The following is a 9,307-nucleotide window of genomic DNA, read 5'->3' as shown; positions in this document are numbered from 1 at the left end:
TCGTCTGCGCCTCTGCCGTGGCCGCGAAGGTGAGCGCGCGCGAGCGATAGGTGCGCGACCACGCATCGGCGACAAGCGCAAGCGACACCTCGTCGATGCCTGAGGTCAGCGCGATCCCGAGCTGCTCGCGGTTCCAGAATGCGAGCGTGTTGGTGATCGCCGTCACCGCGAAGGGGCGTGTGAACCGGAACGCCTCGCTGCGGTGGCGCGCATCCCAGTGCGCAAGTCCGATGTCGCGGGCGACCGCCTCCGCCCTGGCGCGGCCGGCAATGGCCTCGACCAGGGTCAGGGCCATCGGCATGGATGCGGTGATGCCGGTCGTCGTCGCGACGCCGCGGTCGACCACCAGCCTGCGGTCCGCGACATAGCGGATCGCGGAATGCCTTTGCAGATCGCGCACGGAATACCAGTGCGTGGTGGCCTGCCGGCCGTCGAGCAGCCCGGTGTTGGCGACGACCTTGGCGCCGACGCAGACGCCGATCACGATCGCGCCCTTGCTGGCCTGGGTTCTGATCCACTGCAGGGCCAGGGCATCGTCTTCGCGGCTCATCGCGGGCACGATGACGTAATCGGCGCCGTCGGGATGCGCAGCATCGAACTCCGTGATGGTCGCGTGCGGCTGCACTTTCAGCGCGGGATAAAGGGCGACGGGACCAGGCTGCGTCGCCAATGTGAGGACGTCGGCGACGTCAGCGCGCGCGAGGATGCCGTACGGCATCAGATAGTCGGTCGTCTCGCTCATGTCGTTGATGCCGACGATGGCGATCAGGGGACGTTTGCGCTTCGGCGGCTTCAGCGCCGCAAGGGTCGCCTCGGTCTCGTCCCTGGATATCGCAGGCGCGGTTCCCCGAGCCGGCGAGCCGGGCAGCAGGAACAACCAGGTTCCGCCGATCACCGCCAGCAGTGCCACGCAGCCGACGCCACTCAACGCCAGAATGCGCCATATCATGATGATGTCACCCGATCCTCGTTGCTTCACGCGAAGCGGAAGCTAACGGTTGGCAACGACATCAGGAATGACGCAGATCCGGCAAAAACGGCCATCCGCATGCGTGTTGATTTGTCGCGCGGCGGGTTCTCCTTGCACGCGATGCCGCGCGTCGGGCGGCGAGACTATCTCAGCCCCTCATACACCATCAGCCCGCGCGCGATCTGCAATTTGCGGATGGCGCGCGGCAGGAGTGCCTCCGGCTGGTGCAGATAGCGCCAGGAGGTGAGGGCGAAGGCGGAAAGCGTGCCGCATTCGTGGTCGAACGGCGCCAGCACGCCGGTCACGCTCACCGGCGTGTGCGGACGGGCGTTGAAGGGGAGCAGCAGCAGTTCGAGATGCGCCTTGCTGCCGTCCTGGCGCGCCGCGGTGACGCCGGCGATCGCGCCGAGCGCCTCGTCGGCGACGATGGTCGTGATCTCATCGATCTCGCTGCGGCTCGCATCAGTGAACAGCGCCGCGAAGCTCTGGTCCTTGAGATCCGTTCCTGCGAGCGCGCAGACGCGCGTGCCGGCGACGCGAAACGGGAAGCCGAGGTTCGGCTCGCAGGACAGCACGAAGATGTCGCCGAGCAGGCCGCGGACCGCGGCCGGGTCGATGTCGGCCCGGTCGGGGGCCCGCGCAGTGCCGCGCTTCTCGTTCCAATACGCGAAGAACGCGCGGCTCGACGGATGTTTCATGGCTGAACGCTCGTTCCGGGGCGCGACCTCACGGGACAATTCTGTCCCGCTTCAGTGCACCCGCGATCCCTTCTGGTGTTGTGCAGGAGGGGAGTTGCAGCGTCCATGCCGCGGGCCTGTTTTCAGGCCTCTTGCGCCTGCCTTTGCGCCGTTAACGTTAAATTAACTATGCGCTTCGTGCCGGCCGCGCGCCTGCTATGGTGATCGCGGTCGCAAGCCTCGCCGCTTTCTCCAGGTTCTCGGCGGGGCCCGTACACAGGGCGTCAAACAGCTTGGTCACGGGCCGCGGGGAGGGGTGGGGATACACCTTGTCTCTCCGGCCACCGGAAGGCCGACACGGACAGGCAGGGCTTTCCAGGGCCCTGCCTTTTCCCTTTTTCACAACGTCTCTCGTGCCCCGGACGCAGCGCAGCACTTCTTCAGTGATGCGCTGCAGAGCCGGGGCCCAGCACCTGCCCGGGCCAAAATCGACATCCCGCAGGATTTCCTTTTGTGCACTTGCGCAGGGACGGTAAAGGCGACTATCTCCAAGCCTGTCGCTCCGATTGCGCCTGAAAGCGAAGCTGCCTTGGATTCCCCGCAAGATTCGTCACCGCAAGGTCCTCAGCCGGACCTGCCGGCCGTCGTCGAGGAGGCTCCGCGCGAGCCGATCCTGACGCTGCCTGCGGCGCTGACCGCCTATATCCTCCTTTTGGCGGTGATCCATCTGCGGGTGCTGCTGCCGCCGGAGCTCGAGAACTGGACCATCGACGTGTTCGGCTTCATCCCGAAGCGCTACGATTCCTCGCTGCTCAATCTGGAGATCCCCGGTGGTGCCGGCGCAAAAGTCTGGACCTTCGTCACCTATTCGCTGCTGCACGCCAATCTGACCCATCTCGGCTTCAACGTGCTGTGGCTGCTGCCCTTCGGCAGCGCGCTGGCGCGGCGCTTCGGCACGGTCAGGTTCTTCATCTTCATGGCCGTGACGGCGGCGGCCGGTGCGCTCGCCCATCTCATCACCCATGAGCACGCGGTGGCGCCGATGATCGGCGCCTCGGCCTCGGTGTCGGGCGCGATGGCAGCCGCGATCCGCTTCGCCTTCGTCCGCGGCAGCTTCCTGTCGTTCAGCCGTTCGGACGCCGATACCGCCGCAAAAGTTCCGGCGCTGCCGCTGTCGCGCGCGCTGCGCGACGGGCGGGTGGTCGGCTTCCTCAGCGTTTGGTTTGGCGTCAACATCATCTTCGGCGTCGGCGCGATCGGGGTCGATTCCGAAACCACGAGCGTCGCCTGGCAGGCGCATATCGGCGGCTTCTTTGCCGGCCTGTTGCTGTTCGCCCTGTTCGATCCCGTGCCACGCGTCCGAAGCGATGCTGCGGATGCGTCATCACAGGACATTTCGAACCGTATTTGAAGCGGCGCTTGCGGCGCGGCCCGAATTCATCCATCATCCGCGGGAAGAATGTTCCGAAGCCGCAAGCTGCTGGCGGCGATGCTTCGTAACGCGCCTGAACGTGAAACCGGCGCCAAAACTGTTAGTTGAAGACTCGAAGAACAAGTTCGGATCGCCTCAACGGCGGACGGCTCCGATTCAGGGAGGCTACAATGACGGTACGTTCCATTCTGAACACCAAGGGGCACCAGATCGTGAGCGTCGAGCCCGACGCCAAGCTGGCCGCCACGATCGAACTGCTCGGTGAGAAGAAGATCGGCGCGGTGCTGGTGATGAACCAGAGCCGCCTCGAGGGCATCCTGTCGGAGCGCGACATTGTGCGCGTGCTCGGCGAGCGCGGCGCCGGCGTGCTGGAGGCGCCGGTCTCGGAGGTCATGACCCGCAAGGTCGTGACCTGCAAGGAGACCGACACCGTGGCCGAGCTCATGGAGATGATGACGTCGGGCAAGTTCCGCCATCTGCCCGTGATCGACAACGGCAAGGTGGTCGGCCTGATCTCGATCGGCGACGTCGTCAAGCGTCGGGTCCAGGAATACGAGTCCGAGCAGGAAGCCCTGCGCGACTACATCAAGACCGCCTGATCGGCCTCACGGCTGGCCTCATTCCTGCGCTTTCGGCGCGGTGCCCTCGGGCGTCGGCGCCAGGACATGGATGGCCTCCTGGATCGAGTCCAGCGCGCGCTCGGCGGCGCGGGTGCCGAAGGCGATGAGGTCGTCGGCGCGGTGGAAGTCGAACCAGCCGATCTGGCCGACCCGCGGCGTGATCAGCATGTCAGGCGGATCGCCGGCGAGGCGGGCGCGGGTGATGCGGTCCTGCATGATGTTGAAGGCATCGACCATCACCGAGGAGATGCCGGGCCGGCCGCCGCCGCCGAAGAACTCGCGCTTGACGGTCTTCTCCGGCGAGAACAACCGCGGAAAGCGCCGCTTGACCGTCGTCTCCTCGGCCACGGGCGCCATCGTCTCCGGCATCGCGCCATGCGAATAGATCGTCGTGGAATGGGTGAAGATGTCGCTGGAAAGGTTTGCAGCGATGACGATTTCGGCACCGAGCGCCCGGGCGGCCGAGACCGGCACCGGATTGACCAGCGCGCCGTCGACCAGCCAGCGGTCGCCGATCAGCACCGGTGCGAAGATGCCGGGCAGCGCATAGGAAGCGCGCATCGCGTTGACCACGCGGCCGCGCGTCAGCCAGATCTCGTGGCCGGTGCGGACTTCGGTCGCCACGGCCGCGAACTTGATCGGAAGGTCCTCGATCTGAATTTGGCCGCAGGCCTCCTCGAGCCGGGTTGCGAGCTTCTCGCCGCCGATCAGGCCGGAGCCGTTGAGACGGATGTCGAGATAGCCGAGGATGTTGCGCATGCCTTGCAGGCTGCGGCCCCATTCTTCCAGCGTGTCGAGATGGCCGGCCGCATAGAGGCCGCCGACCACGGCGCCGATCGAGGTGCCGACCACGACGTCAGGCACGATGCCGTTCGCGAGCAGGGTCTTGATGATGCCGATATGGGCGAATCCGCGCGCCGCGCCGCCGCCGAGGGCAAGGCCGATGACCGGCCGGCGGATGCTGCCCAAGCCAACTTTCTCGCCGTTTGAGCCGTTCGCACCCCAACCCTTCAATCTGTCCAGCACCGAAACTCTCCTACCCAGAGGCCAGCCCGCAATCACCAGATTAGGCACCGCTCGTGCAGCCCGCCATAACCGCGGCGAAGCATGGTTTATGCCGCTTTGGGAAGGGCACAGGGCAGGAGTATGGCGATGGACGGTTGCTTCGGGGCTAATCACGCAGGCGTCAACCGGGTTCCAATGACCGTATTCGATGGGGTTCCTGAGGCTTGAATTTGCCGCGTTTTCGGTGAAAAGCATGGGGCATGACACGCGGGGGTGACGGCATCATCGGATGGCGGCGCAGCGGCAGGCTGCTGCCGGCGCTGATCCTCGCCGCGTGCCTCATAGCTTCGGGCCAAGATGCTGCCCAGGCGCAGCTTTTCTCCGATCGTCCGCCGCCGGTGCCGCCGGCATCGGTGCCCGACCCCGGCGGCGCCGTCAGCCTGGCGCCGCCCTCCGGGCCGGGCGCGGGACCCCCGAGCCTGCCGCCGACGCTGCTGCAGCCCGCTACGCCCAGCATGCCGCCGCCCGCGGTCACGACCGTGCCGCCGGCCGCCCCGCTGAGTGCGGCCGCGCCCGGACAGAGCGTGCTGTCGCTGACGGCGAAATACGGCAAGGACACACCGCCGATCACCAGCGGCCTGGTCTGGCGCGTGTTCGCCGACCGTCCGGACGAGAACGGCACCTTCAAGCTGATCCGCGAGGACCGCACCGCCACGCCCAACATCGTGCTGCCGCCGGGCAACTATGTCGTGCACGTGGCCTTCGGCCTCGTCAGCGCGGTGCGCGCCGTGAGCCTGAAGGCCGAGACCGACCGCGAATCTTTCGTGCTGCCGGCCGGCGGCCTGCGCATCGAGGGTCGGGTCGGCACCAGCCGCATTCCGCAGAACCAGATCTCGTTCGCGATCTACAAGGGCAGCCAGTTCGAATCCGGCGACCGCGCCGCGCTGGTGCCGAACGTTGCCGCCGGTGATGTCGTGCTGATACCGGAAGGCACCTACTACATCATCTCCAACTATGGCGACGCCAACTCGGTGGTGCGCTCGGACATTCGTGTCCAGGCCGGCAAGCTCACCGACGTCACCATTACCCACCGCGCCGCCGTCATCACGCTCAAGCTGGTCAGCGACAAGGGCGGAGAGGCGCTCGCCAACACCGCCTGGTCGGTGCTGACCCCGGGCGGCGACGTCATCAAGGAATCGATCGGCGCGTTCCCGCGCGTCGTGCTCTCCGAAGGCGAATATCGCGCCATCGCCAAGAACGAGGGCAAGGTCTACGAGCGCGGTTTCAACGTCGTCAACGGCGTCGACGGCGAAGTCGAAGTCGTTGCGCGGTAGACCCCGGGCGTCGGAGCCTGCAGCAGGCGGCTGACGCGATCCCCGGCGGCAGGATCGTTCTCATTAAGCGCACGAACCTGCATCCTCTGTTACCGCCGCGTCTGTCCTGCGTGCTGGGAAGACTGCCAGCGCCAAATTGACCCCGAGGAAACACCGCTGACGAGAGCTTATTCCCGCAGCTCGCGGCTTCATCGCACCCGGTGCATGAAACCAATTTCCGATCATCAATTTTATTCTCTTTCCACCGCACTGCGTTATATGTCGGGCATCCGTCTAATGGGGGCCGGAGCAGGCTTGTGCGTCTGCGAGACCGGCAAGGAGCAGGGGACCAAGCCCGTCGGCATGTTCGAAGTGATCCTCACCAGGCGCAAGCGGTTTGGCTGGCGATGGCAAGTGTGCGACCAGTCCGGCAAGATATTTGCCGATGGCTTCGAGCGCACCCGGCCGTCTGCCAAATATCAAGGCGAGCGCGCGTTGTTCTTCCTGTTGTCCCAGGCCCATCTGCGCAACCGCTCCGCCGCGTCGAGCGAGGACTAGCGGCGCGCACACCGGCTCAGACATCGACGACCAGCTTGCCCTTCGCTGCGCGATCGCGGATCAGCGCATAGGCGTCGCCCACATTCTCCAGCGCAAAGCGCCTGGGATCGAGCAGCGGCACCAACTTGCCCGCCTCGACGAGGCGCGTCGCCTCCATCATGATCTCCCCATGATGCGCGCGCCCTTCGCCCGACAGCAGCGGCAGCAGCGTGAACACGCCGGAATAGGTTGCGGCGCGGAACGACAGCGGCGCGAGCGCGTGCGTCCCCCAGCCGAGCGCACTCACCACGTGGCCGAAGCGGCGCACCGCTTCGAAGGCGGCGTCGAGCACCTTGCCGCCGACGGTGTCGTAGACGACGTCGAAGCCGCGGCCTCCGGTATGCTGCGCAACATAGGTTTCGACCGGGGTGTTGCGGTCGATGAACTTCGCGCCAAAACCTTCGATCGTGGCGCGCTGCGTCGCCGAGCCGGTTGCGAACACGTTCGCTCCCAAGGCGCGCGCGATCTGGATCGCGACGTGGCCGACGCCGCCGGCGCCGCCATGAATCAACAGCTTCTGGCCGGCCCCTAGCGACGCGCGGTCGACCAGGCCTTCCCAGGCCGTGATGAAGATCAGGGGCAGGGCCGCCGCTTCCCGCATGCTGAGATTGGTGGGCTTCGGCGCCAGCAGGTCGGCATCGACAGCGGCGAATTCGGCCAGCGATCCCTGCACGCCGCCGACGCCTCCGGTCATGCCATAGACTTCGTCGCCCGGCTTGAACCGCGTCACTTCGCGCCCGGCCTGCTCGACCACGCCGGCGAGATCGATCCCGGGAATCGCAGGCAGCGGATGCCGCGCATGCGGCGCCGCGCCGGCATGGATCTTGGTGTCGAGCGGATTGACCCCGCTCGCGCGCACCCGGACCAGCACCTCGCGCGGGCCGATTGCCGGCGTGGAGATGGTTGAGAGCCGCAGCGGCGCGTTGTGCGCCTCCAGCACGGCCGCGCGCATTGCCGATTGTTTGATCATGATCGTTCTGCTCCGTTGTCGCCCTCCAATATGCCCATGAATTTTTGCATGGAAAGCAACGACAATGTACGATCGTCGTGCATTATTGCATGAGGGCCTTCGATGGACTGGAGCGATCTGCGCATCTTCCTGGCGATCGCGCGCGAGGGAACGCTTGGGGCTGCCGCGCGAACGATCGGCCAGACCCAGCCGACCATGGGCCGGCGGCTTCGCGCGCTCGAACAGGCGTTGGGACAGACGTTGTTCCAGCGCACCGCCGACGGCTTCGTCCTCACGGACGAGGGCACCGCGGTGCTGCGCCACGCCGAGCGGATCGAGGAGGAGGCGCTCGCGCTTCAACGTCGCGCCTCCGGTGCGGAGACGCAGCTCGACGGCCTTTTGCGCCTGTCGTCGTCGGACTGGTTCGGGACGGTGATGCTGTCGCCGGTGATTGCCGCATTCGGCAAGCGTCATCCGAGGGTGACCGTCGAGCTCCTGACCGATGCGCGCCTCTACAGCCTGCCGCGCCGCGAAGCCGATCTCGTCTTCCGCATCAAGCCGTTCAGCGAGCCCGAGATTATTTCCAGGAAGCTGCTGCATATTCCCTATGCACTCTATGGCAGGAAGGGCAGCAAGCCGCCCCGCGGCGGCGATGGGCGTGGCGTCCGCGTCGTGACCATGAACGTCGAATTCGCCGACATGCCCGATGCGGCCTGGCTGAAACGCGCGCTGCCCAACGCGGAGGTGGCTTCGCGCAGCAACAACAGGCAGGCGCAGGCGGAGCTCTGCGCGAACGGCGGCGGATTGGCGGTGCTGCCACGCCCGCTCGGCGACCGCGACCGCCGCCTCGTCGCGCTTGACGTCGGTACGTCGCCGCCCGGCCGCGATACCTTCGTCGGCTATCACCGCGACCTCAAGCGCCTGGCTCGCCTGCGCGCGCTGCTGGATCTGGTGATCGAGCGGTTGGCGGGCACGCACCCGTAGCTTCGTAGGGTGGGTTGGCCTTGCGGCTGCGCACAGCGCAGTCGAAAGGCGTGACCCACCACTTCTGTCACCAGGGAAACTAGAGAAGTGGGTTGCGCTGCGCTAACCCATCCGACGCAGCCACAACACCTTGCGTTGCCCGACGGGCGAAACACCCAAACCATCGGTCAAGACGTCTCGCCGAAAATATTCCACTTTGCCGAATTTCGGAATTGTCGTATATGTCGCGACAACCCGGCCCAAGGAAGAGGGGCGTATCGCGATCGTCACGACACGCGGGCCGGACGGCGGTGGACGTTAGTTACATCGGCGCGAAGGGCTTCGCAGGGCAGGCGACTGTGAGCGAAGGCCTCGCGCGGACGACCGGTGTGACGTGCGTACGGCAAAATCGTGTGGTCCTGACGCCCGGGGTCTGTGCGTCAAGTCTTGCGGAGATGTGTGTTGCCCGACCGGGCGAGCGCATCAGTGATCCGCGAGGCGACGGGGGCAATAGTGCATCGCTCCCCGGGGAGAGCACGACATAAGCCGTAAAACCACTGCGCAGGGAAGGCCGATTGCTTGGCTACACCTGTATGCCGCTGTGCAGATTCTTGTTGCCACCTTTCGCACAGTGGACCGCGGGTGCCCGGCCGGCATCCGGTCTTCCCTGCGCCCTCTTTCATGTGAGGGTGAGGCGACGGAAGCAAAGCTCGGGCGAAACAAGCCGCGAGGATGCGAAGGTGTGTCTGCGATGACGATACGAATTTGAAAGAGCGACGCC

The 9,307-nt window shown here is 66.1% G+C and carries 9 protein-coding genes; 5 read left to right on the top strand and 4 right to left on the bottom strand.

Going from position 1 to position 9,307, the window contains the following annotated elements:
• Together IC50_RS06265 and IC50_RS06260 are read right to left on the bottom strand one after the other, a co-directional pair.
• On the bottom strand, positions 1-949 hold a 949-nt coding region (locus tag IC50_RS06265; protein ID WP_035701861.1), incomplete at its 3' end, for a DJ-1/PfpI family protein.
• Between the two features lie 164 nt (positions 950-1,113).
• Positions 1,114-1,668 carry a PAS domain-containing protein gene (locus IC50_RS06260; protein WP_035701858.1) on the bottom strand — a complete coding sequence of 185 codons (555 nt, stop codon included), beginning with the start codon at positions 1,666-1,668 and terminating at the stop codon, positions 1,114-1,116.
• Between the two features lie 568 nt (positions 1,669-2,236).
• Here IC50_RS06260 and IC50_RS06255 point away from each other — a divergent pair.
• Both IC50_RS06255 and IC50_RS06250 read left to right on the top strand, forming a co-directional pair.
• Positions 2,237-3,058 (top strand): rhomboid family intramembrane serine protease, encoded by an 822-nt coding sequence (locus tag IC50_RS06255; protein WP_035701856.1) that lies wholly within the window; start codon positions 2,237-2,239, stop codon positions 3,056-3,058.
• A gap of 191 nt (positions 3,059-3,249) precedes the next feature.
• Positions 3,250-3,678 (top strand): CBS domain-containing protein, encoded by a 429-nt coding sequence (locus tag IC50_RS06250; protein ID WP_035701853.1) that lies wholly within the window; start codon positions 3,250-3,252, stop codon positions 3,676-3,678.
• A gap of 18 nt (positions 3,679-3,696) precedes the next feature.
• Here the strand turns inward: IC50_RS06250 and IC50_RS06245 are convergent, their stop codons facing one another.
• Positions 3,697-4,725 (bottom strand): patatin-like phospholipase family protein, encoded by a 1,029-nt coding sequence (locus IC50_RS06245; protein ID WP_035701850.1) that lies wholly within the window; start codon positions 4,723-4,725, stop codon positions 3,697-3,699.
• A gap of 239 nt (positions 4,726-4,964) precedes the next feature.
• Between IC50_RS06245 and IC50_RS06240 the strand changes: the two genes are divergently transcribed.
• Together IC50_RS06240 and IC50_RS43000 are read left to right on the top strand one after the other, a co-directional pair.
• Complete coding sequence (locus tag IC50_RS06240) at positions 4,965-6,038, top strand: hypothetical protein (protein WP_035701847.1); 1,074 nt, start codon at positions 4,965-4,967, stop codon at positions 6,036-6,038.
• Between the two features lie 204 nt (positions 6,039-6,242).
• Positions 6,243-6,575 carry a hypothetical protein gene (locus IC50_RS43000; RefSeq protein ID WP_244429550.1) on the top strand — a complete coding sequence of 111 codons (333 nt, stop codon included), beginning with the start codon at positions 6,243-6,245 and terminating at the stop codon, positions 6,573-6,575.
• Between the two features lie 16 nt (positions 6,576-6,591).
• On the opposite strand, the gene IC50_RS06230 is transcribed toward IC50_RS43000, so the two are convergent.
• Positions 6,592-7,584, bottom strand: coding sequence for a zinc-dependent alcohol dehydrogenase family protein (locus tag IC50_RS06230; protein WP_202948122.1), 993 nt, complete (start codon positions 7,582-7,584; stop codon positions 6,592-6,594).
• Between the two features lie 102 nt (positions 7,585-7,686).
• Here IC50_RS06230 and IC50_RS06225 point away from each other — a divergent pair, with 102 nt between their 5' ends.
• Positions 7,687-8,547 carry a LysR family transcriptional regulator gene (locus IC50_RS06225; RefSeq protein WP_035701844.1) on the top strand — a complete coding sequence of 287 codons (861 nt, stop codon included), beginning with the start codon at positions 7,687-7,689 and terminating at the stop codon, positions 8,545-8,547.
• The last annotated feature ends 760 nt before the right edge of the window (positions 8,548-9,307 follow it).

Source organism: Bradyrhizobium genomosp. I (2014) (genome assembly GCF_000261685.1).
GTDB lineage: Bacteria > Pseudomonadota > Alphaproteobacteria > Rhizobiales > Xanthobacteraceae > Bradyrhizobium.
This window is presented reverse-complemented; position numbering and strand designations above follow the sequence as displayed.

Bases quoted from the DNA above. Each gene is read 5' to 3' on its own strand.
- IC50_RS06260 (WP_035701858.1), bottom strand. From the start codon at position 1,668: ATGAAACATCCGTCGAGCCGCGCGTTCTTCGCGTATTGGAACGAGAAG.
- IC50_RS06250 (WP_035701853.1), top strand. From the start codon at position 3,250: ATGACGGTACGTTCCATTCTGAACACCAAGGGGCACCAGATCGTGAGC.
- IC50_RS06240 (WP_035701847.1), top strand. From the start codon at position 4,965: ATGACACGCGGGGGTGACGGCATCATCGGATGGCGGCGCAGCGGCAGG.
- IC50_RS43000 (WP_244429550.1), top strand. From the start codon at position 6,243: ATGAAACCAATTTCCGATCATCAATTTTATTCTCTTTCCACCGCACTG.
- IC50_RS06230 (WP_202948122.1), bottom strand. From the start codon at position 7,584: ATGATCAAACAATCGGCAATGCGCGCGGCCGTGCTGGAGGCGCACAAC.
- IC50_RS06225 (WP_035701844.1), top strand. From the start codon at position 7,687: ATGGACTGGAGCGATCTGCGCATCTTCCTGGCGATCGCGCGCGAGGGA.